At 60.7% G+C, this 22,206-nt stretch carries 23 protein-coding genes and 1 tRNA gene; 17 read left to right on the top strand and 7 right to left on the bottom strand.

Translation table 11 applies throughout. The annotated features are described in order from the left end of the window. The 6 genes from dxr to rpmE all read left to right on the top strand — a co-directional run bounded on the left by dxr (position 1) and on the right by rpmE (position 6,788). A complete protein-coding gene (gene dxr / locus AC0V6X_RS07565) occupies positions 1-1,155 on the top strand; it encodes a 1-deoxy-D-xylulose-5-phosphate reductoisomerase (RefSeq protein WP_486183964.1) in 1,155 nt (384 codons plus the stop codon). A gap of 41 nt (positions 1,156-1,196) precedes the next feature. Beyond that, the gene (rseP, locus tag AC0V6X_RS07560) at positions 1,197-2,297 is read left to right on the top strand and encodes an RIP metalloprotease RseP (protein WP_486185535.1); all 1,101 of its coding nucleotides are present in this window, start codon (positions 1,197-1,199) and stop codon (positions 2,295-2,297) included. A 316-nt stretch (positions 2,298-2,613) separates the two neighbouring features. Next, on the top strand, positions 2,614-5,289 hold the full coding sequence (bamA, locus tag AC0V6X_RS07555) for an outer membrane protein assembly factor BamA (RefSeq protein WP_486183963.1): 2,676 nt from the start codon (positions 2,614-2,616) through the stop codon (positions 5,287-5,289). Next, positions 5,289-5,981 carry an OmpH family outer membrane protein gene (locus AC0V6X_RS07550; protein ID WP_486183962.1) on the top strand — a complete coding sequence of 231 codons (693 nt, stop codon included), beginning with the start codon at positions 5,289-5,291 and terminating at the stop codon, positions 5,979-5,981. The genes bamA and AC0V6X_RS07550 overlap by 1 nt, the downstream gene beginning before the upstream one ends. Positions 5,982-6,007: 26 nt before the next feature. Further along, complete coding sequence (fabZ, locus tag AC0V6X_RS07545; RefSeq protein WP_486183961.1) at positions 6,008-6,469, top strand: 3-hydroxyacyl-ACP dehydratase FabZ; 462 nt, start codon at positions 6,008-6,010, stop codon at positions 6,467-6,469. Positions 6,470-6,563: 94 nt separating this feature from the next. Further along, the gene (rpmE, locus tag AC0V6X_RS07540) at positions 6,564-6,788 is read left to right on the top strand and encodes a 50S ribosomal protein L31 (RefSeq protein WP_486183960.1); all 225 of its coding nucleotides are present in this window, start codon (positions 6,564-6,566) and stop codon (positions 6,786-6,788) included. 61 nt (positions 6,789-6,849) lie between these two features. On the opposite strand, the gene AC0V6X_RS07535 is transcribed toward rpmE, so the two are convergent. After that, positions 6,850-7,218, bottom strand: a complete 369-nt coding sequence (locus tag AC0V6X_RS07535) for a hypothetical protein (RefSeq protein WP_486183959.1) — start codon at positions 7,216-7,218, stop codon at positions 6,850-6,852. A gap of 56 nt (positions 7,219-7,274) precedes the next feature. Then, positions 7,275-7,910: a prolyl hydroxylase family protein gene (locus AC0V6X_RS07530; protein WP_486183958.1), complete on the bottom strand. Its 636-nt coding sequence runs from the start codon at positions 7,908-7,910 to the stop codon at positions 7,275-7,277. 242 nt (positions 7,911-8,152) lie between these two features. Between AC0V6X_RS07530 and AC0V6X_RS07525 the strand changes: the two genes are divergently transcribed. From AC0V6X_RS07525 to AC0V6X_RS07475, 11 genes are all read left to right on the top strand, one after another. Then, positions 8,153-8,229: transfer RNA gene (locus AC0V6X_RS07525), tRNA-His, on the top strand. Between the two features lie 54 nt (positions 8,230-8,283). Continuing rightward, positions 8,284-9,351, top strand: coding sequence for a Leu/Phe/Val dehydrogenase (locus AC0V6X_RS07520; RefSeq protein ID WP_486183957.1), 1,068 nt, complete (start codon positions 8,284-8,286; stop codon positions 9,349-9,351). A gap of 127 nt (positions 9,352-9,478) precedes the next feature. Continuing rightward, positions 9,479-10,249 carry a heme ABC transporter permease CcmC gene (gene ccmC / locus AC0V6X_RS07515; protein WP_486183956.1) on the top strand — a complete coding sequence of 257 codons (771 nt, stop codon included), beginning with the start codon at positions 9,479-9,481 and terminating at the stop codon, positions 10,247-10,249. Continuing rightward, the gene (gene ccmD / locus AC0V6X_RS07510) at positions 10,249-10,389 is read left to right on the top strand and encodes a heme exporter protein CcmD (protein ID WP_486183955.1); all 141 of its coding nucleotides are present in this window, start codon (positions 10,249-10,251) and stop codon (positions 10,387-10,389) included. The genes ccmC and ccmD overlap by 1 nt, the downstream gene beginning before the upstream one ends. Then, positions 10,389-10,886 (top strand): cytochrome c maturation protein CcmE, encoded by a 498-nt coding sequence (gene ccmE, locus AC0V6X_RS07505; RefSeq protein ID WP_486183954.1) that lies wholly within the window; start codon positions 10,389-10,391, stop codon positions 10,884-10,886. The genes ccmD and ccmE overlap by 1 nt, the downstream gene beginning before the upstream one ends. Before the next feature lie 7 nt (positions 10,887-10,893). Further along, entirely contained in the window at positions 10,894-12,900 is a 2,007-nt protein-coding gene (locus AC0V6X_RS07500; protein ID WP_486183953.1) for a heme lyase CcmF/NrfE family subunit, read from the top strand. Further along, positions 12,897-13,424, top strand: coding sequence for a DsbE family thiol:disulfide interchange protein (locus AC0V6X_RS07495; RefSeq protein WP_486183952.1), 528 nt, complete (start codon positions 12,897-12,899; stop codon positions 13,422-13,424). The genes AC0V6X_RS07500 and AC0V6X_RS07495 overlap by 4 nt, the downstream gene beginning before the upstream one ends. After that, positions 13,421-13,846: a cytochrome c-type biogenesis protein gene (locus AC0V6X_RS07490; RefSeq protein ID WP_486183951.1), complete on the top strand. Its 426-nt coding sequence runs from the start codon at positions 13,421-13,423 to the stop codon at positions 13,844-13,846. Before AC0V6X_RS07495 ends, AC0V6X_RS07490 begins: the two co-directional genes overlap by 4 nt. Continuing rightward, positions 13,843-14,484 (top strand): tetratricopeptide repeat protein, encoded by a 642-nt coding sequence (locus AC0V6X_RS07485; RefSeq protein WP_486183950.1) that lies wholly within the window; start codon positions 13,843-13,845, stop codon positions 14,482-14,484. Before AC0V6X_RS07490 ends, AC0V6X_RS07485 begins: the two co-directional genes overlap by 4 nt. 111 nt (positions 14,485-14,595) lie before the next feature. Further along, on the top strand, positions 14,596-16,521 hold the full coding sequence (locus AC0V6X_RS07480; protein WP_486183949.1) for a potassium transporter Kup: 1,926 nt from the start codon (positions 14,596-14,598) through the stop codon (positions 16,519-16,521). A gap of 41 nt (positions 16,522-16,562) precedes the next feature. Then, complete coding sequence (locus AC0V6X_RS07475) at positions 16,563-16,766, top strand: hypothetical protein (protein WP_486183948.1); 204 nt, start codon at positions 16,563-16,565, stop codon at positions 16,764-16,766. 93 nt (positions 16,767-16,859) lie between these two features. Here AC0V6X_RS07475 and AC0V6X_RS07470 read toward each other — a convergent pair whose 3' ends face one another. From AC0V6X_RS07470 to AC0V6X_RS07450, 5 genes are all read right to left on the bottom strand, one after another. Continuing rightward, positions 16,860-17,516: an inner membrane-spanning protein YciB gene (locus AC0V6X_RS07470; RefSeq protein ID WP_486183947.1), complete on the bottom strand. Its 657-nt coding sequence runs from the start codon at positions 17,514-17,516 to the stop codon at positions 16,860-16,862. Continuing rightward, on the bottom strand, positions 17,516-18,430 hold the full coding sequence (gene ftsY, locus AC0V6X_RS07465; RefSeq protein WP_486183946.1) for a signal recognition particle-docking protein FtsY: 915 nt from the start codon (positions 18,428-18,430) through the stop codon (positions 17,516-17,518). The genes AC0V6X_RS07470 and ftsY overlap by 1 nt, the downstream gene beginning before the upstream one ends. After that, the gene (locus tag AC0V6X_RS07460; protein WP_486183945.1) at positions 18,427-19,602 is read right to left on the bottom strand and encodes a MiaB/RimO family radical SAM methylthiotransferase; all 1,176 of its coding nucleotides are present in this window, start codon (positions 19,600-19,602) and stop codon (positions 18,427-18,429) included. The genes ftsY and AC0V6X_RS07460 overlap by 4 nt, the downstream gene beginning before the upstream one ends. Then, positions 19,599-20,420 (bottom strand): diaminopimelate epimerase, encoded by an 822-nt coding sequence (gene dapF, locus AC0V6X_RS07455; RefSeq protein WP_486183944.1) that lies wholly within the window; start codon positions 20,418-20,420, stop codon positions 19,599-19,601. Before dapF ends, AC0V6X_RS07460 begins: the two co-directional genes overlap by 4 nt. A gap of 68 nt (positions 20,421-20,488) precedes the next feature. Further along, positions 20,489-22,186: a putative bifunctional diguanylate cyclase/phosphodiesterase gene (locus tag AC0V6X_RS07450; protein WP_486183943.1), complete on the bottom strand. Its 1,698-nt coding sequence runs from the start codon at positions 22,184-22,186 to the stop codon at positions 20,489-20,491. Between the last annotated feature and the right edge of the window lie 20 nt (positions 22,187-22,206).

Genomic DNA, 22,206 nt, shown 5'->3' with positions numbered 1-22,206 from the left:
ATGGCGCGTTCGCTCTCTTTGCTCGGGGCGACAGGCTCCATCGGTGCATCGACGCTCGACCTGCTGCGGCACAACCGCGCGGACTGGACGGTCGAGGCGCTGACGGCGAATTGCTCGGCGAAGGAGCTGGCGGCGCTGGCGCGCGAGTTTGATGCGAAGATCGCTGTGGTGGGTGATGAAAGCTGCTTGCCCGACCTCAAAGATGCGCTTGATGGCAGCGGGATCGAAGCAGCGGGCGGGGCCGAGGCCTTGTGCGAAGCCGCCGCGCGCCCGGTCGATATGACGGTCGCGGCCATCGTCGGTTGCGCCGGGCTGGCTCCGACCATGGCGGCGGTGGAGCAGGGCAGCACAATCGCGCTCGCCAACAAAGAAGCGCTGGTTTCTGCCGGAGACGTCTTCAAGCAGGCGGTGGCAAAGGCAGGGGCAACGCTCCTGCCCACCGACAGCGAGCACAATGCGATCTTCCAATGCCTTGCGGGCAATGAGATGAAGGAAGTGCGCCGCATCATCCTGACCGCGAGCGGAGGGCCGTTCCGCACGCTCTCAGCCGAGCAGTTGAAGTCGGTCACCCGCGAACAGGCGCTCAAACATCCCAATTGGGAAATGGGCGCAAAGATCACGATCGACAGCGCGACAATGATGAACAAGGGGCTGGAGTTCATCGAAGCCCACCACCTGTTCCCCGTCGGCCTCGACAATATCGAGATCGTCGTCCATCCGCAGAGCATCGTTCACTCCATGGTCGAGTACCGCGACCGCTCCGTCCTCGCGCAATTGGGGCCGAGCGATATGCGCGTGCCGATTGCCTCGTGCCTTGCGTATCCTGCGCGGATGGAGACGCCGCTCGAGCCACTCGACCTGACAGCTATCGGCGAGCTGAACTTTGAAAAGCCCAATGAAGAGCTGTTCCCCGCCACTCGGATCGCGCGCGAAGCGATAGAGGCGGGCGGGGCGGCTCCTGCGACGCTCAACGCCGCGAACGAGATTGCGGTGGAGGCGTTTCTGAACGGTCAGATTGCGTTCACGAATATCACTGTAGTGGCGGAAAGCGTCTTGGCGCGCTATAGCGCCGCAGCCCCACGCACGATGGAAGACGTGCTGGCGATCGACACCGAAGCGCGAGGACAAGCCCGCGCGGTGCTCGAGACACTCTAAGGAGCTCCTGAGAAAACGTGTTCGAATCCCCGCCTTTCTGGATGTATTTTGTCGGCTTCCTGCTGCTGCTGGGGCCGCTGGTCACGGTGCATGAGCTGGGCCACTACCTCGTCGGGCGCTGGTTCGGCGTAAAGGCAGAGGCGTTTTCGGTCGGCTTCGGCAAGGAAATCGCGGGGCTTACCGATAAGCATGGCACGCGCTGGAAGCTCTCGATCCTGCCGCTGGGCGGATATGTGCAGTTCAAGGGCGATATGAACCCGGCATCCGTGCCTGACCCCAACGCTCCGGCTGAAGAGGGCAGTTTTCAGACCGCTGCGCTGTGGAAGCGGGCTCTGATCGTGGCGGCAGGGCCGGTCACGAATTTGCTGGTGGCGATTGGCATCTTTGCCGCCTTTTTTTCAATCTATGGCAATCCGACCTTGGTGGGTGAGCAAGACCCGCGCACGGTGGGACGCTTTGCCGAAGAGTCGGTTGCTCAAGACGCAGGTATCCAGCTGGGCGATACGATCATCGCCATTGACGGCGCGCCCATCGACAGTTTCGAAGCAATCCGCGAGGAAGTGCTCCTCCATCCGGGCAAGGACATGGTCTTCACGGTTGATCGCGACGGGGCAGAGGTCGAAGTGCCGCTCACCACCGCGCGGGTCGAAATGACCGACGGTTTCGGCAATGTCAGCGTGATCGGGCAGATTGGCGTTGGTCCAGATGAGAGCGTGGAATACGCGTTTGAAGACGTCGGCGTGCTCGAATCCATTCCGCTTGCGACAGCCAAGTGCTGGGACATCACTGTGATGATGGTGACGGGCATCAAGCAGATATTCACAGGCGAACGCTCAATCCAGGAATTGGGCGGGCCGGTGAAAATCGCAAAGTACTCTGGCGAGCAGATGAGTTTGGGGCTTCTAGCCTTCATCAACTTCGCCGCGCTCATCTCGCTTAATTTGGCATTCATTAACTTCCTGCCAATCCCCGCGCTGGATGGCGGGCACCTTGCCTTTTACGCCGCTGAGGCCGTCCGCCGGAAACCGGTGGGCCCGCAAGCGACGGAATGGGCGTATAGGACAGGCATCGCGATCGTCTTGGTGTTCATGGTGGTGGTCACTGTGAATGATGTGATTTCGTTGCCGATCTTCGGCAGCTAGGAATCGCAACAAACTCGGCCCGATTGACCGTCAAAGGTCAGTTAGCCGGGGAAAGCGGGCAGGCAGTTGTGATTGCCTGAGGAGAGCCGCTTGATTGCTCGAAGCGCATCGGGCAGACGCGGGGGCGTATTTTTTGAGTTTGGCAGGGCTGACAGGCCTTGCTGCCCGCGCTAGGGGCTTGGCGCGAATTACACGGGTGACGGGAACGGTTGTTTTCATGAATCGACGCGACAAAGCAGGCCTGCGGTCTGCTCAAACCACAAGCTCCACGAAGTGCTTCTCGGGGCGCTTGGCAACTGCGCTTACAGGCGCGACAATGCTGGCCGGCGTTCCATACGCCGCGCTTGCACAGGATGAGGTAGCACCGACGCCGAGCACGGCGGCTCAACCGGCGCCCGCTCCTGCCCCCGCTCCGGTGTCCAACACGATCCGCTCGATCAGCGTATCGGGTGCTGAGCGTTTGGAGCCGACCACCATCCTTTCCTACATCCGTTTGCGGGTCGGGCAGGAATACACCTCTGCCGCGGCTGATGAGGCGCTGAAGGACCTCGGCGCGACTGAGCTGTTTGCTAACTTCTCGATCCGCAATGATAACGGCAATGTCGTCATCACGGTGACAGAGAACCCGGTGATCAACCGTATCGTGCTGGAAGGCAATGAGCGGCTAGATGCTGAGAAGATCCTGCCGGAAATTCGCCTTTCCCCGCGTCAGATCTTCACGCGTTCCAAAGTTCGCGCCGATGTTGCCCGCATCATCGAGCTTTACAAACGTCAGGGCCGCTTCGCCGCGACGGTTGAGCCGCAGATGGTGCAGCTGCCCCAGAACCGCGTCGACATCGTGTTCGAGATCAGCGAGGGGCCCAAGTCCAAGGTCCGCCAGATCAACATTATCGGCAACGAAGTGTTCTCCGATAGTGAGCTGCGCAGCGAGATGGTGACGAAGCAATCGCGCTTCTTCCGCTTCTTCAGCTCCAACACCAGCTACGATCCTGATCGTCTGGCGTTTGACCAACAGAAATTGCGTCAGTTCTACCTGACCGAAGGATATGCGGACTTCCGCGTTGTCTCTGCGGTGGCCGAGCTGACGCCGGACCAGCGCGACTTCATCATCACTTATGTGGTGGAAGAGGGCGAGCGCTATAATTTTGGCGAGGTCACGGTCGACAGCCAGCTGCGCGATTTTGACAGTGATTCGCTCCAAGCCGGGCTCGTCATGCAATCGGGCGATCCGTATAATGCGGAGACGGTTGAGACGACGGTTGAGCAGCTGACTGAGCTTGCAGGCCGTTTCGGATACGCCTTTGCTGACGTGCAGCCACGCTTCAATCGTAACCCTGACGATCTGACGATGGATATCACTTTCATCCTGCGTCAGGCGCCGCGGACTTATATCGAACGCGTTGACATCAACGGCAACACGCTGACGCAGGACAAGGTTGTCCGGCGCGAGTTCCGCCTGTCGGAAGGTGACGCGTTCAACTCGCTGGGCGTTCAGCGGACCACCGCGCGTGTGAATTCGCTGGGTTACTTCCAGGAAAACTTCGAAGTTCAGCAGGTCGAAGGCTCCGCGCCTGACCGTATCGTGCTTGAAGCCAATGTCGAAGAGCAGCCCACGGGCGAATTGCAGTTCTCTGCCGGTTTCTCCTCAATTGAGCGGTTCATTCTGGCCGGTTCGATCCGCCAGCGGAATTTCCGTGGTCGCGGCCAGACCATTGGGCTGAGCCTCAATTACTCGCAATTCTCGCGTTCGGCGCAGATCAGCTTCACAGAGCCTTACGTCTTCGACCGAAATATCTCTGCGGGCGCAGATATTTACCGGCGTGACTTCAACAGCTTTAACCGCTTTCAACGTGATCGCGGCAACAGCTTTGAGCAAGCGACCACTGGTATGGCCTACCGCGTCGGTGTGCCGCTGACCGAGTTCATGTCGCTGGTCGGCAGCTACACGCTCAACTACGATGAAGTGTCGCTAGATGAGAGCCTGTTCTTCACCGACTTCAACGAGGATCTTGTTCGTGGCAACAGCCCGGAAGACACATGCGACCCGATCGTCGCAGGCCGCTTCCTGTGCGATGCGATTGGCGATCGGTTGAGCTCAATCCTGGGCGTCAGCGTCAACTACAACTCGCTGAATTCACGCCTGCGTCCAACGCGGGGCCGCTCGGTCTCCCTGTCGTCGGAATTTGCAGGGCTAGGCGGCAATGTGCGCTATCTGCGCTTCCGTGGCCGTGCGCAGCAGTTTTGGAACCTTTTCAATTCCGGCTTTATCTTCTCGCTTTCCGCTGAGGGGGGCACCATCATCCCGCTGCGCGAGCGCGAGGGTGAAGGCGTGGATGATATCCTGCTGACCGACCGTTTCTTCCTGGGTGAGCCGCAATTCCGTGGCTTCGACATTCGCGGCGTTGGCCCTCGCGTCCTGCGTCAGTTCTACCAACGTGACGCGGAAGGCAACGTCACGGTTAACATGCAACGCGACCAGCAACAGGACGATTCGCTGGGAGGCCGGAACTACTATCTCGGTCGCGCAGAGATCGAGATACCATTGGGCACTGGCGCGCGCGAGCTGGGCCTGCGCCCCTCGATCTTCCTTGATGTCGGCGCGCTTTGGGGAGTCGAGACACCGATCCTTCAGGATACACTGCAATTTATAGAAACCTTCACGGTGCTCGATGACGCAGGCAATCCGATCCAAGCTGTTGACGGAAATGGTGATCCGGCATTCGACACAGATGGCAACCCGATCTTCCAAATCGATCAGCGGCTGTCAGACAACCCTGTTGCTCCTGATGGCGAGACGCTTAACCCGATCCTCCAGGGCTCTTTCCGCGAGGTTTTCCTGGGTGATTCCTCCTCCCCGCGTATCACCGTGGGGATCGGGGTGAACTGGAATTCACCCTTCGGACCTTTCCGCATCGACTTCGCCCAGACCATTCGCAAGGTCGAGGGCGATGATGACAAGACTTTGACGTTCAACGTAGGAACACAATTCTAATGAAACTCACCACCAAACTGCTCGCCTCGGGCGCGCTGGCGCTGAGCGCGCTTGCAGCGACCGCTCCTGCCACCGCTCAGGTTCAGGGTAATATCGCAACGGCAGATGTCAGCCGCGCCATCATCGGCACGACTGCCTTCCAAACCGCGTATCAGCAGATCAACACCACCTATTCGGCTCAGATCGAGCAAGGTCGGACTTTGCAGCAACAGTTGCAGACCACCGTGCAAGCGGCTGACACGAACAGCGATGGACAGCTGGATCAGGCAGAGCAAGCCGCTCTCCAGAATTCGCCGCAATTTGCGCAGATCGAATCGCTTGAGCAGCAGATTGCCGCGCTTCAGCAGCAGGTGAATTTCGCGCGTATCTTCGCCGTCGAGCAGATCCTTTTGCAATATCCCGCTGCGCTTACCTCAGTGACTCAGCAACAGCAGATCGTTCTGGTCTTCCCGCGCGACACGGTGCAATTTGCAGCAGAAGGCGCGAACATCACGCAGCAGATCAGCACGGCGCTGAACACGCGTATCCCGTCGGTGCAGATCGTCCCGCCTGAAGGCTATGTGCCGAGCCGTGATGGCGCTCAGATCTTCCAGGAGATCCAAGCCGTTCTCATCTCAGCTCAGCGCCAGCAGGCCGCTCAGGAAGCGCAGCAGCAACAGCAGCCGGCAACACAGGCTCCTTCGGGTCGATAAATCGGCGGAGATATGGGGGGCACCAGATGAGTGAACCGATCACGGATTACGACATCCACAAGGTCTTAAAGGCCTTGCCACACCGCTATCCGCTGCTCCTCGTCGACCGGGTGAAGGAGTTGCACCTGAACGAACGCATTCACGCGGTGAAAGCCGTGACCATGAATGAGGAGTTCTTTCAGGGCCACTTCCCCGGCGCGCCGATCATGCCGGGCGTCTTGCAGATTGAGGCGCTCGCGCAAGCCGCGGCGATCCTCGGGATCGAGACGCTTGAACTGGCAGGCACGGGAAAGCTGGTGATCTTCATGGGGATCGAAAGCGCAAAGTTCCGCGCTCCGGTCACGCCGGGCTGTCTGCTCGATCTAAAGGTTGAATTCCTCCAGCAACGCCGCACGATCTACAAGTTCAAGGGCGAGGCGAGCGTTGACGGTAAGGTGACCTGCCAGACTGAGTTTACGGCGATGATCGCCGATCCGCCTGGGGATTAAGCTTGCAATTGGCGCGAAAGCCGTTATGCGCGCCGTTTCTCCGATTTCATAGCACCGCCGGTCGGAACCGGTGAAAGCTCAAAGGACATACGACATGAAAGCCGAAGGGCATCCCGAATATCACATGATCACGGTCAAGATGACCGATGGTACAGAATTTCAAACCCGCTCCACCTGGGGCGCGGAAGGCGAGACCCTCGCGCTTGATATCGACCCGACCAGCCACCCGGCATGGACCGGCGGCAACCGTCAGGTGCAAGAAGGTGGCCGCGTTGCTGCGTTCAATAAGCGTTTCGGCGGTCTCTCACTCAAGAAGTAAGAGCGCTCACAAGCGAATTCGAAGAGGGCGGCCTTTGGGTCGCCCTTTTTCGTTTGGGCCTTTAGTCTAGGTTCTCCAGCGTGCCATCATCGCGAATGGCAAACGACCCCGACCCAGCGCCATTCGTAAGCTCAACCTCGATCTCGTAACGGCCACCGGCGACAAAATCTTTCGGTGCGACAAATCTGTCGGGATCGGTCTCCGCCTCGGTCTCGCCATAGCGGAAAGGGGCTTCGGCTAGACAGCCCGGTCCCGCTCTGCTGGCGCTCCAGAAAACCCGGTCGGCATTGGGGATGTCCTGCTCCCCATCGACCCGAGTTACGGTGACATAGACCACGCAATGGCTGGTGAACCATGATCGGTTAGGATCGTCGAACAGGATCGCGCCGTTCTCTTCATAGACATCAACGTCGATATAGATCGCGAACAAGCAGGCGCTCAGAGCACATGCGGGAGCGGCCAGGAACAACGCGCGCAAGACTGCCCTCACCATGGCCAGGGCTTCTCCCGATACCACTTGGTTATCACATATTTGAGGCCCTTGCGGACCTTCATCCCGTGGTGGAGCGTGTTCGGATTGACCCCGCCATTCTCGCGCCGATTGTTCCAGCACAGCAGCTTGCCGACTTCGGGCTGGAAGCTTTCCTCGAGCGCTTTGAACCGGGTCGCGCCGCCGGCCTCGACGTCGTTCAAATAGATCATGAAGGTCCAGGTGCGCTGACCGGTTTCTCCGCAGAACTTCTCGTAATCCGCGCCGCCGGGGGTGAAATAATCGGTGTGCGGCTTGAACTCTTGCCCGACGTCATAGCGCTGGCCCTGAACCGGCTCTCCCAAAGCAGGGTCGATGCCATTGAGCGCGGCCAAACGCGCCTCCAGCTGTTTGACGTGAGGGTCTTGCCGAGACAGGTCGCAGGTTTCGCTGGTGCGGAAGTAATCGTCGCCATTGGGGTCGGCGATGGTTGAGGGGCGGCGGTCGGCGTCGATCAGCGTGATGAGCTCTTCGCAAAGCTGCGGGGTGATGAAATTCTTGACCTGAAACAGCTCAACCTTCGGGCTGGGGATGCGCTGGAGCCCCTCAAATCCCGCCAAAGTCGCGGTGACAGAATCACTAGATTTTCCCATCAGACGTGACCTTATCGCCGCGACGGGCGCAGGCAAGGTGCAAAGCGGTGCGAAATATTCTTGCGCAGGGGAGGCGTGAAAGCAGTTTTTGCTTTTCTTGTGGGGCGCATTGTGCAACAGGCTCGCCCCCGTCCAAAGCGGCCTTGACCGCCCGGGTCCTGTGCGTCAATCGGCGTGTTCTGCGCGATAAAGCGGCAGGGGCTGGGAACTTAAGGGAACAGGCCTGCCGAATGGGGCATGTGGCGATCGTAGCTCAGTTGGTTAGAGCGCCGGTTTGTGGTACCGGAGGTCGGGGGTTCGAGACCCCTCGATCGCCCCATTTTCTCCCCTTCATCTTTGCTGCTGACGCGCTGCTTTGAAAAGGTGTGCGTGCATGACCGCTTTTTGGACTGAGCCTGACTTTGACGATCATGAGATGGTGCACGTCGTGCGCGATCGCAGTTCTGGGCTGACAGCGATTATTGCGGTTCACTCGACGCATCTGGGCCCGGGTGCGGGCGGCACGCGTTTTTGGCACTATCCCAATCCCAAAGACGGCCTGCGTGATGCACTGCGCCTGTCGCGCGGGATGAGCTACAAGAACGCCATGGCCGGCCTGCCAATGGGCGGCGGCAAAGCGGTTATCCTCGCTGATGATGCGCGCACAAAAACGCCAGACCTGCTCGCCGCTTTTGGTGACGCGGTTGAGGGGCTGGGCGGAAAGTATGTCACTGCGGAGGACGTCGGGATTTCCGAGGCTGACATGGTTGCCGTGTCACAGCGCACTGCGCATGTTTCCGGCCTGCCGGTGTCGGGCGAGGGCAGTGCGGGCGGCGATCCGGGTCCGTTCACCTCCTATGGCATCTATCTTGGCATCAAGGCGGCGGTGCAGCACAAGCTGGGCACGGACAGCGTCAAAGACGTCCATGTCGCCATCCAAGGCACCGGCAGCGTTGGAGGAGGCGTCGCGCGCTTGCTCGCCAAGGACGGGGCGCGGCTGACTTTGGCGGACATTCACACAGACGGCGTCAACGCTCTGGCGGAAGAGCTTGGTGCAGCGGTGGTTGCCCCAGACGAAATCCTGACCACGCAATGCGACGTCCTCAGCCCCAATGCTCTGGGAGCGATCCTTGACGAGGTTAGCATTGCGGCGCTGAACACGCAGATCGTTGCGGGCGGCGCGAACAATCAGCTCGCACGTGCGCACCACGGCGCTGCCCTGTTTGAGCGCGGCATTCTTTATGCGCCCGATTATGTCATCAATGCCGGCGGTATCATTTCGGTCGCGCTTGAATATCTCGCGCGGCGCGATGGGGGCACCGCCACCAAAGCGGACGTAAATGCACGGATTGAGAAGATCCCTGCACGGCTCGAACAGGTCTGGCAGGCGAGCGACACAACAGGCACTTCGCCTGACGTTGTTGCGGACCAGATGGCACAGGAACTTATTGGACGGGCATAGGTTTCTGCTTTGGGGGTTTTTGCTCTTAGAGCAATTCGCCCATTGACCCGCTTCTATGGGGGCATAGGCCGTTTGTGCCCTTGCGGGGCGCGCGCAGGGCATTAAGAGGGTCTGCAAGAGACGTCCGTTGCATATTTACGCCAATCCCAAGCGCTTTCTAAAGCTCGCCAGCTGGCTGATGCCGCTTCTGTTTTGGAGCGGTCTTGCGCTGACGCTTGGCGCGATTGCGTGGGGGATGACGGTTGTCCCGCCTGATCGCCTGATGGGCGAGAGTGTGCGCATCCTGTTCCTCCACGTTCCCGCTGCATGGCTGGGCATGGGCGGATGGGCAGGCCTAGCGATTTCCTGTGGCGCTTTGCTGATCTGGAAGCATCCACTCGCTGGCATTGGCGCGCGCGCTATCGCCGTACCGGGCATGGTCTTCACCGCGATTTGCCTTGCCACTGGCTCGATCTGGGGCCGCCCGACTTGGGGAACCTGGTGGGAGTGGGATGGCAGGCTCACCTCGATGCTGGTGCTGCTGTTCCTTTATGGCGGTTTCATTGCGCTTTCGCAGGCCTCTGCACGTGAAGGCGGCTCTTACAAGATCCCGGCCATTTTTGGCCTTGTTGGCGCGATTAATGTGCCGATCATCAACCGCTCAGTTGTGTGGTGGAATTCGCTCCATCAACCGCCCTCGCTGACTGTGGGTAAGAGCGCGATTGATCCTGTCTATCTGTGGCCGCTCCTGGCCTCGACACTGGGCTTTTCGCTGCTGTTTGGCGGTCTGGTGATGATGCGGATGCGCGCTCTGATCGCAGAGCAGCAGGTCGAAGCGCGCCTGCGCCGCCGCGCGCTGGATGATGGCGCGCCAACCCGTGCAGAATCGGCAGGCAACGCAGCGATGGAGAGCGCATAATGCGTGAGGCACTCGACCACTGGCCGTTCGTCGTTGGCGCTTATGCGTTTGGCGGAGTGGCGATGGGCTTTCTGATCGCGTGGAGCTACACCACAATGCGCCGCGCAGAGAAGCGCCGTGACGAATTGAAGAGGCGGTAATGGCTCAGCTTAAGGCAAAACATCAGCGTATGACGCTGGTCATCCTCGCTCTGGTGGCGATTGTCGCTGCCGGATTGATCGCGGCGTGGGCGCTGAGCAATCAGGCCAACTTCTTCTACCTGCCAGAGGATATGGCCGAGAAACCGCCAGAGGTTGGACAAGCGGTCCGGTTGGGTGGCATGGTCCAGCCCGGCTCCATCGCGACGCAAGCGGACGGAATTACGGTCGACTTTGTCGTCACCGGCAACACCGCCGACACGGTCGCTGTGACCTATAGCGGTATCCTGCCCGACCTGTTTGTCGAAGGATCAGGCGTTGTCGCCGAAGGGTCGCTGCAATCGGACGGCACTTTCCTTGCGACCAATCTGCTCGCCAAACATGACGAGAATTATGTTCCGCGTGAGCTGGAAGGTCTGGAAGGGCACGGCGGTGGATCAGGCGGCGGCTATGAAGACAGTGCTCCCGATTATTCCGAGACAGTGGCCGGGTTAGAGTAGCGCTTCGATGATCGCAGAACTTGGTCTTGCCGCCCTGTGGCTTTCAGCTGCACTGGCCGTGCTGCAAATGATCTCAGGCGCGATGGGGCTGCGTTCGGACAACGCTCAGCATGCCATCTATGCGCGCCCTGCGGCGGTGGTGCAGGCGTTTCTGGCGGTTCTGGCGTTTTGCCTGCTGCTCTACGCCTTTGCTGTGACAGACCTGTCGATCAAGCTGGTCTCGACCAACTCGCACTCGGCCAAGCCCTTCATCTACAAGCTGACCGGCACCTGGGGGAACCATGAAGGGTCGATGCTGCTTTGGGTGGCGGTGCTGGCGCTTTCGGGCGGCTTGCTGGCTGGATTGGAGCGGCGACTGCCAGAGCGGACGATGTCGGCGACCCTCGCGGTTCAGGGCTTTGTCGCGCTGGGCTTTTATGCTTTCCTGATCCTCTCCTCCAACCCGTTTGAGCGGCTGCCGATTATCCCGCCAGAGGGGTCCGGCCTTAACCCGCTGCTGCAAGATATCGGTCTCGCGATCCATCCGCCCACGCTTTACGTCGGCTATGTCGGCCTTTCGGTGGCCTTCAGCCTTTGCATGGGCGCGCTGATCACCAAGCAGGTGACGCCGGACTTCGCCAAGGTCATGCGGCCTTGGGCGTTGGGCGCGTGGGTGTTCCTGACGCTGGGGATCACGGCAGGGTCGTACTGGGCCTATTATGAGCTCGGCTGGGGCGGCTGGTGGTTCTGGGACCCGGTCGAGAACGCTTCTCTGATGCCGTGGCTCGCTGCGACGGCCTTGCTGCACTCGGTCAGCGTACTGGCCGCGCGCGACGCTTTGCGGACATGGACGATCATGCTGGGCGTGCTCGCTTTCTCGATGTCGATGCTTGGCACCTTCCTCGTGCGTTCGGGCGTCCTCACCAGCGTTCACGCCTTTGCGGTCGATCCTGAGCGGGGGAGTTTCATCCTTGCGCTGCTGGGCCTCTATATCGGCGGTGCGCTGGCGATCTTTGCGGTCCGGGCAGGGAGCATTGCGGAGGGTAAGCGCTTTACCTTCACCAGTCGCGAAGGCGCGCTGGTCTTCAACAATGTGATGCTGTCGGCGATCCTTGCGATTGTGCTGCTGGGCACGCTTTACCCGCTGCTGACCGAGGCGTTTGACGTGCGGGTCAGCGTTGGTCCGCCCTACTTCAATCCCGCAGGCGCGATCTTTGCGATCCCGATGTTTATCGTGATGGCAATCGGGCCTTTGATGCGGTGGAAGGACGACACGCCCAAGCGTATCCAGCTGGAGCTGACGATCCTTGCTACGATTGCCTTTGCGGTCATCGCTCTGGTCGCGTTTCTGGGCGATTACAGCCTTTTGTCGCTGCTTGGCCTTTCGCTGGCCGTGGCGCTGGGCGTGGCGGCTTTCCTTCCGCTTAGAGGGCGCAATATCAGGCGCGTGCCGCTCGCCACATGGGGCATGGTCATTGCGCATTTCGGCGTCGCTGTTTCGCTCTTCGGGATGGCGTGCGAGAGCGCGTTTACGCAAGAGAAGCTCGCGGCAGTCTCTCCCGGCGGCACCGACGAAGTCGCAGGCTGGACGATCCAATTGCAAAGCGTCGATCCGGTCGCAGGCCCCAACTGGACGGCGATCGAAGCGCGCATTGCAGCAGCGCGCGGAGACGAGGAACCCACCATCCTCAGACCCCAAGCGCGCAATTTCTGGTCACCCCCTCAACCCACTAGCGAGAGCGCTCTGATCACCCGCTGGGACGGGCAGCTCTATGCGGTTATCGGTGATCAGGCAGGCGTTGATGCGGCGGGCAATCCTCGCTGGCAGCTGCGTGTATGGTGGAAGCCGTTTGTAACCTTCATCTGGTATGGCGGCCTGCTGATTTCGCTGGGCGGCTTGCTTGCGATCATTGGCCGCGTGCGCGTCGATCTGAAGCGTCGCAGCGCCAAGGCCAAAGGTCAGGAGCGGCGCGACGAACTGGAAGAGCTTAAGGGTCGTTTGAGTGATGATCCGGTGCCGGAGCCAGCCGAATGAACCGAGCCTTCTACATTGTCCCGCTGGGCCTGTTCCTGTTCTTCGCAGGCCTCGCAGGCTTCATGCTGACGCAGCCGAAGGACCAGAACGTCCCTTCACAAATGATCGAGCAGAGCCTGCCTGACTTCACGCTCGAACCCGCAATGGCCGGGATGCCGGGGGTGAGCCGCGGTGACTTTGTTGGTGGCGAACCAAAACTGCTTAACATCTGGGCCAGCTGGTGTCTGCCGTGCATCGCCGAAGCCCCGCATCTGGAGGCTCTGCGCGAACAGGGCGTGGAGATCATCGGCGTGGCCGTGCGCGACCGGCCAGAGGCGGTTCAGGACTTCCTCGGGCGCTATGGCAATCCCTACACTCGCATTGGTGCCGATGATATCTCCTCGCTGATGATCGAGATCGGCGCGTCGGGCGTGCCGGAGACCTATGTGATCGATGCTGAGGGCAATATCCGATACCAGCATATCGGCGATGTCCGCGAAGAGACGGTGCCGCTGCTGCTTGAGAAGCTGGAGGAAGTGCGATGATCCGGCTTTTCCTCGCTTGCGTTGCACTCTTTGCCGCCCCGCTCGCAGCACAGAGCAATATGCCGCCTGCGCCTTATGCCTACACGCAGCTAGAAGACCCGGCTCTCGAAGCGCAGGCCACTGAGCTGATGGAGACCCTGCGCTGCCTTAAATGTCAGTCGCAGAGCATCAATGACTCCGATGCGCCGATGGCGGGCGATATGCGGCATCAGGTCCGCTCGCGGCTGTTGGCGGGTGAGAGCCCTGACGAAATCCGCGACTGGCTGACGGCGCGCTATGGCGACTATGTCAGCTATGATCCCACGGTCAGCTCGACCACATGGCCGCTCTTCGCAATCCCGCTGCTGCTGCTTGCGGTGGTCGGGCTGGTGCTGCTGAGGCGTCTTGGGCGCAAGCGCTCGGATGCGGAGACGGACGCATGATCAGCGGCTGGCTCGGCATTCTGGCGCTGGCGTTGGCTAGCTTTGCCATTGCAGCATTCACTCTGCGCTTGCCCAAACAAGGATTTGCGATCTTTGGAGCGGTTCTGCTGCTCGGTCTCGTCGGCTATTCCTTCCAAGGGTCGCCCGGCAAACCCGGCGCTCCCAAAGAGCCCGATCTCACGCAAGAGCGTCAGTCGGGAGAAGCGATGGTCGCAGCTCGCCAAGAGCTGTTCGATATCTCCCGGCGGCCCGACTATCTCGTGCTAGCCGATGGGTTCGCCAGCAGGGGCAGGTTCTCACAGGCCGCTGGCATCTTGCGCGGAGGCATCAACAGCGATCCCGATAATATCGAGGCGTGGTTGGCGCTGGGAATGGCGCTAACCGGCCACGCGGATGGAGTTGTCACTCCGGCGGCCTTCTACGCCTATGGCCGCGCGCGGGCGATTGATCCGGCCAATCCTGGTGCGGACTTCTTTCTTGGCACGTCGTTCCTGCAAGCGGGCGAGGTGCGCGCTGCGCGTGACACGTGGGCACGGCTTTTGGAGAACTCAGCCGAGGATGCTCCATGGCGACCCGTTATCGAAGCGCGCATCCAGCAGCTCGATCAAGCCATCGCCAACGCGCCAATGCTGCAATAGGCGCTTGCAGGGGCGCATGTTGCAGGTGCGAGAGCGGAGTGCTAGGTGCCGCGACCTTGGATCGGGGCGCGCTATAGTGCGAGTCTCAAGGGGTCGGACAAGCCGGGCAGTATGAGCGACACGACAGCTCCCTCGCGCGAAACGCATTCCAGCGGGCACGCTCACAGCGGGTCGAAGGCCGCGCTCGCGGTTGGCGCGATTGGCATTGTCTTCGGCGATATCGGCACCAGCCCGCTCTACGCCTTTCGTGAGACCTTTGCCGGCACCGCCAATGTGGCGATTGACCGGATGCATGTGCTGGGCGTGGTCAGCCTGATCTTCTGGTCGATGCTGCTGGTCGTGGCGATCCAATATGTCACGATCCTGATGCGTGCGGATAACAAGGGGCAGGGCGGTTCGCTGGCTCTCGTCGCGCTGCTTTCGCGGCATATGGGCAAGTCGAAATATGGCTGGCTCGTCATCCTGCTGGGCGTGTTTGCGACCTCGCTGTTCTACGGCGATTTCATGATTACGCCCGCCATTTCCGTCCTATCGGCGGTCGAGGGGCTGACGGTCGTGGACGCGGGATTGCAGCAATATGTGATCCCGATTGCGCTGGGACTGCTGGTCTTCCTGTTCATGCTGCAAGCGAGAGGGACGGCCAAGGTCGGGGCATTGTTCGCGCCGGTGATGATCGTGTGGTTCGTGGTTCTGGCAGGGCTGGGCGGATGGCAGATCATCCAGAACCCAGACATCCTGTGGGCGCTGAACCCGTACTACGCGGTCATGTTCTTCGTCACCGATGGCTTTGTGGCGTTCCTGGCATTGGGCGCTGTGGTCCTCGCTGTGACGGGCTCAGAGGCGCTTTACTCCGACATGGGGCATTTTGGGCGCGGGCCAATGCGATTGAGCTGGTTCGGCTTTGTCATGCCCTGCCTGCTGCTCAACTATTTCGGCCAAGGCGCGATGATTGCGGGCCTTCCGGCAGAGGAAGCCGCGGTCGTTGTTCAGAACCCGTTCTTCCTGCTCGCGAGCGAAGAGTGGCGATTGCCGCTCGTCTTCCTCGCCACGGTCGCAACCTTCATTGCGAGCCAGGCGGTCATCTCGGGCGCGTTCTCCATCACCCACCAGGCGGTGCAAATGGGCTTTATGCCGCGTCTCTCCATCCTCCACACGAGCGAGACTGAGGGCGGGCAGATTTACATCCCGGTGGTCAACTGGGCGCTGATGGTTGCGGTGATCATACTGGTCCTGACCTTCCAGAGCTCCTCCAACCTTGCCAGCGCCTATGGCATCGCGGTGACGGGGGCGGTGACTATCGACACCCTGCTAATGGCGGTGCTGCTGGTGGGCGTGTGGAAGTGGAAGTGGTGGTATGCCGCGCCTGTCGTGATCCTGTTCCTGATCGTCGACGGAGCCTATTTCGCCGCCAACCTCACCAAGGTGCCGGACGGAGGCTGGTTCCCGCTGATGGTTGGCTTCATCGCCTTCACGCTGCTGACGACTTGGGCGCGCGGTCGCAAGCTGATGCGCGAGCGGATGGGCGAGGGCGCTCTGCCGATGGAGATCTTTGCCAAATCCGCCAAGAATTCCGCCTTGCGTGTGCCCGGAACCGCGATCTTCATGGCCTCGAGCACGGCGGGCGTACCCTCAGCGCTGCTCCACAACATCAAGCACAACAAGGTGCTGCACGAACGCGTCGTGATCCTCACTGTCGACATTCAGGACGTGCCCTATGTCGATCCCTCAGAGCGCTGCGACTACACCGATATGGGCGACGGATTCTACCGCGCGGTGCTGCGATACGGCTTCATGGAGGACACCAACGTGCCCGAGGGGCTGAAGTCAATGGGCCTCTATTGCGGCGGCGACTTCGACATGATGCACACCAGCTTCTTCCTCAGCCGCCAAACGCTGCTGGCAAGCGACAAGCCCGGAATGCCCATCTGGCGCGAGAAGATCTTCGCCTGGATGCTGAGGAATAGCGCGAGCGCAATGGACTTCTTCAAGCTGCCCACGAACCGCGTGGTGGAGCTGGGAAGTCAGGTGGAGATTTAGGGTTGGGGCGGAACAAGTTTCTCGCCCCTGGTACTCGGGTCATGTTGGGATCACCAACTGATGACGAAGACAATTTCGTCGAGTGTGGTGTGGTGGTCCATTGCTGGGAGGACAAAGAACTCGACTTCTTCGATTGCTACGTCGCGTTCTTCGGGCAGGAATTTCCTGATGGAGAACCTACAGAAAAGCCTTACGTTTTCCGATATGCATCAACCAGTCTCACAGACATAGATCGGCTCAACTAAACACTCCCGTCATCCCAGCGAAAGCTGGGATCCAGGGCGGTTAGGCTCGGCGCGTTAGGCCCTAGACCCCAGATCAAGTCTGGGGTGACGGGCTTAGCTGGATGGCTCTTCCTCCCCCTCATCCTGCCCCACATCCAGCCCGTGCTTCAGCAGCATCGGGATGTTGGCGAAGGTGAAGAGGAAGGTTAGCGGCAAGAACACCCAGAACTTGGCCCACAGCCAGCCTTCAAAGGTCATCTGGGCGCGCAGGACTTCGTTGACGCCCGCGAGCACCAGGAAGAACACACCCCAATTGCGCGAGAGCTTGAGCCAGCCATCGTCCGACAGCCCCTCAAACGCGGCCTCGAGCAGGATTTTGAGCAGCGCTTTGCCCATGAAGAACCCGACCAGCAGGGCCACTCCGAAGACCGAATAGATGATCGTCGGCTTCAGCTGCACGAAGACCGGATCGCCGAAGAATATCGTCAGCGCGCCAAACCCTACGATCAGAGCGGTTGAGAACCACAGCATGGGCGAGACTTTGCCGAGCCTCCATTTGGAGACAATCAGCGCGACCACAGCGGCGACCATGAAGGCTCCCGTGCCGTAAATGATCGCGAGCAGCTCTCCCGCCGCATTGCTCTCTTCAGGGGCGCTGAAACGGTAGACCGCGAGGAAGACCAGCAGCGGGCCGTAATCGACCGCGACGTTGAGCCAGCTGGAGCCGGCCTTCTTGGCTTCGCTTTCGGGTTGAGTTTCCGTTTCGGCCATCAGGCCACTCCTGCAATGACTTTTGCGACCAGGTCAGGGTCGAAGGGGCGCAGGTCTTCCATCTTCTCTCCGACACCGATGGCGTGGATGGGGAGGCCGTATTGCTCAGCCGCTGCGACCAGCACGCCGCCCCGCGCTGTGCCGTCGAGCTTGGTCATGATGAGGCCGGTGACGCCCGCGACTTCCTGGAACACATCGATCTGGGAAAGCGCGTTCTGGCCGTTGGTCGCATCGAGCACCAGCACGACGTCATGCGGCGCGTCTTCGTTAAGGCGCCCTAGGACGCGGCGGATTTTTTCGAGCTCGTCCATCAGCTCCTTCTTGTTCTGCAAGCGCCCGGCAGTGTCGACGACCAGAGCGTCGATCCCGGTGTCGGTTGCCTGCTTGACCGCATCGAACACGATCGAGGCCGGGTCTCCGCCCTCGGCCCCGCGCACAATGTCGACGCCGGCTCGCTCCGCCCATGTGGCAAGCTGGCCGATGGCGGCGGCGCGGAACGTGTCTCCTGCAGCCAGCAGCACGCCGTAATCATCCTCGGTGAAGAGGTGGGCGAGCTTGGCAATCGTCGTGGTCTTGCCTGACCCATTGACGCCGATGACGAGGATGACCTGAGGGCGCGGGAAGGCGGTGATTTCGAGCGGTTTGGCGACAGGGCGCAGGATTTCCGCAATCTCGTCCGCGACCGCCTGTTTCAGCTCCGCTTGCGTAATCTCGCGGCCAAAGCTCTTTTCCGCCAGTTTCGCGCGGATACGGCCCGCGGCGGCAGGGCCAAGGTCGGAGACGATCAGTGCATCCTCGATATCGTCGAGCGTTGCATCGTCGAGCTTGGCCGCCATGCCGGTGAGGTTCGCGCCGAGCCTCTCAGAGGTCTTGCGAAAGCCCCCGAGCAGCCGGTCGCTCCAGCTGTCTGTCATGTGAGCAAGCCTCCTTCAACCGCGCGGGGGGTGAGTGTGATCAGCTGTCCGGCGGTGCTTCCCTCGGGCAGCTGAACCCGCGCATATTCCGGCGCATAGCCGGTGCCGTCGCGTTCGGCGAGGACGGTGACGCTTTCACCCACAAATCCGGCGAGCCATTGCGCGCGGCGCTTTGCGACGGCGTCGCGCAAGTCGGCGGCGCGGGCTTTGATAGTGGCGCGCTCAACCTGCGGCATGCGCGCCGCGGGCGTGCCGGGGCGCGGGGAGTAGGGGAAGATGTGGCCGTGGACAATGTCGAGCTCTTCGATGATCGAAAGGTTGGCGGCGTGGTGTTCGTCGGTCTCGGTCGGGAAGCCTGCGATGAGGTCCGCTCCGATCGCGATTTCAGGCCGGCGGGCTTTGAGGCGCGCCACAAGGTCCACCGCATCGGCGCGGGAGTGGCGGCGCTTCATGCGCTTGAGGATCAGGTCATGCCCGTGCTGCATGCTGAGGTGCAAGTGCGGCATCAGGCGATGCTCGCTCGCAAAAAGCTCGAACAGCGCCTCATCAATCTCGATTCCGTCGAGAGAAGACATGCGCAGGCGGGGCAGTTGCGGGAAGGTTTCGAGCACGGCCTCGACCAAAGCGCCAAGCGGCGGTGTGTCGGGCAGGTCATGCCCCCAGCTGGTCACATCCACCCCCGTCAGCACGACCTCTTTCGCGCCGAGCAGCAGATGATGCTCCACCTCGCGCAGGACCTCTTCGATCGTCATCGAACGGCTTTTGCCGCGCCCTTGCGGGATGACACAGAAGGTGCAGGCGTGGTCGCAGCCATTTTGCACCGCGATAAAGGCGCGTGTCCGGGTCGGAGGGGGAGGAGCCTGCGGCACCGGGACATTCCACGCTCGCGGATCGAGCTTGCGCTCGTTTGCGATCAGCCCATCGACCTCTGGCATGGCGGCGATCTGCTCGCGCTCAATATCCGCCGCGCAGCCCGTGACCATCAGGCGCGCATCAGGCCGCTCTCGCCGTGCACGGCGGATGGCTTGGCGTGTCTGGCGCACAGCTTCGGAGGTGACTGCGCAGGAGTTCACAACCACCACATCGCCGCTGTCAGCCAGCATGGCCTTCATCCGCTCGCTCTCCGCGATGTTAAGGCGGCAACCCAAGGAAATGACTTCAGGAGCGTTCACGCAAAGTCATCCCATTCAAAGCTGCCGCGATAGCTCTCGGCTGCGGGGCCGGTCATGCGGATTGTCTCACCCTCACGCCATTCAATGGTGAGGTCGCCGCCCGGAAGTGTCACGCGCACCCGGTTGCCCGTCAGTCCGGCGCGGATCGCGGCGACAGCCGTGGCACAGGCTCCGGTTCCGCACGCACGGGTGAGGCCAGCGCCCCGCTCCCACACATGCAGCTTGAGATGGTCTGGTCCGACAAGCCCAGCAACATTCACATTGATACGCTGAGGGAAGAGCGGGTCATTCTCAATGACGGGGCCGAGTGTTGCGAGGTCCACCGCGTCCGCATCCTCGACGAAAAAGACGACATGCGGATTGCCGACATTGACCGCTTGTGGCCCTTCCAGCGCGCCATTTTCGGTGGGCCAACCCACTGGCATTTGCGCCGTGTCCATCGCGTAGGCGAGGGGGATCGCGTCCCATTCAAAGCGTGGGCTTCCCATATTGACGCTCGCGCCGCCCTTTGCGGGTTCAAGCGACAACACGCCGCCTGCTGTCTCTATCCGCGCCGCTTTGCCATGCAGCAGGGCCACAGCGCGCGAAGCATTTCCGCAAGCCTCAACCTCTGAGCCATCGCTGTTGAAGATCCGCATGCGGAAAGCTTGGCTTTTGCTGGGCTCGAGCAGGATCAATTGGTCGCAGCCAATTCCTTCGCGCCGGTCGGACAAAGCGCGCGCCATCGCCTCGGTCATTGCGGGCAGGGGCGTCTCTCGCGCATCGAGCACGATGAAGTCGTTGCCTAACCCATGCATTTTGATGAAATCGACGCGCATCTCACAGCGCATCTATGCACCCACAGGGTCAACGTCCAGTCTTGAGAGGGTGGCAGCGCGGGCAGCGCTTACATCGTCCCGGTCTTGGGGAAGGCGGGCACGTCGTTTTCAGTATCAAGCTGCTTTGCCAGCTCGTCCATATCAAGCGGCTTTTTCTCGACCGGCTTGGCGGCCCCATTCAAGCGCCCTTGAGCGGCCAGACGGCGACGAACCTGCTCGGCACTTTCAGGGCGGCCATAGAGGAAGCCTTGCCCCTTCAACTTGCCCATCTTGCGCAGCACATCCAGCGTTGCTTGATCTTCGATCCCCTCAGCGGTGATCGGCATGTCGAGCCCGCGTCCCAAAGAGACGATGGCGTCAACGATACTGGAATTGGAATCGGCATCGCGCAGTTCGGTGACAAACGCCTTGTCGATCTTCAGACGATCAAACGGTAATGTGCGAAGCTGTTCGAGGCTGGAATAGCCCGTGCCAAAATCATCCAGGCTGATCCGCACACCCTGATTGCGCAGCGAAGTGATGATCTTGCGAACCGTGCCAATATCTTCGTGCAAGCAGCTTTCCGTGATCTCAACCTCAAGCCGCTGGGGCGGGAAGTTTTGCGCGACCAGCATCCGCAGCAGCTTTTGCGCAAACCAAGGATCGCGCAGCTGCAGGGGTGAAATGTTGATCGCCAGCGTCAGATCATCGTCCCATTCGCGCGCATCGTTGAAGGCTTGCTCCAACAATTGCTCGGACAATTCGCCGATCACGCCGATTTCCTCGGCGATGGGAATGAATATCTCTGGGCTGACCATGCCCAGCTCCGGCGATTGCCAGCGCGCGAGCATTTCGAAACCGACCAGCTGGCCCGTTTCAATGTCAACCTGTTGTTCGTAGTAGGGAATGAACTGGGCTTTGCTCAGACCGTTGCGAACGCCGTTCTCGATCTGATTGCGGAAGCGCAGCTCGCTTTCCATGGAGGGCTCAAACCAGAAGAAGCGGTTCTTGCCCTGCTTCTTGGCCTGATACATCGCGATGTCTGCACGCTGCATCAGAGCGTGAGAATCCGCCATCAGCGGGTCAAAGCCATGCTCATCGTGATCGCTTGCAACCCCGATGGAAACCGTCGCGTCGATATAGCCACTATCGTTCTTGAACGGCATCGAAAGCGTCTCGAACAAGCGGATGACCAAATCGTCAATGCGTTCGCGCGCATTTGGATCGTAGGGAGTGACGAACGCAAATTCGTCGCCGCCAAGACGGGCAAAGCTCGTATCCTTGGGCAGCTCTGCGATGATCCGGCGTGACATTTCGATCAGCACAAAGTCGCCCTTTGTGTGGCCATGCATATCATTGATCTGTTTGAAGTTATCCAAGTCGATCATGCAATAGGCGACCGCCAGACCGCGCTCTTGCGCACGCAGCCGTAGCGCAGTTGTTGCCTCCTCCATCGAACGGCGATTGAGGCAACCTGTCAGCGGATCGGTTTCCGCCAATTCGCGCGCCAGTTCTTCCGCGCGGCGACGCTCAGAGATTTCCAGCTGCAATTCACGGTAACGGCGCCAGCCAAAGATGATCAGGACGATGTTGAGCAGCAACGCATTGACCAACAGGATGTCGGGGGCCTTGCCATTGCCGAAGAGCGCGTCGATGGCACTGGGAAGCACAGAGCCTCCGGTCCCAACGAACAGAATGATTGCGGCTGTGGCGATCCCAACCGCGACGAGATCGCGGTCGGCCCTGCCAATGCCCTTTTCTTTCTGGTCTGTGTCTTCCACTGACATTGCGTTTTAAAGCCCCTGCA

It is taken from the genome of Erythrobacter sp. S267 (assembly GCF_057365045.1).
This window is presented reverse-complemented; position numbering and strand designations above follow the sequence as displayed.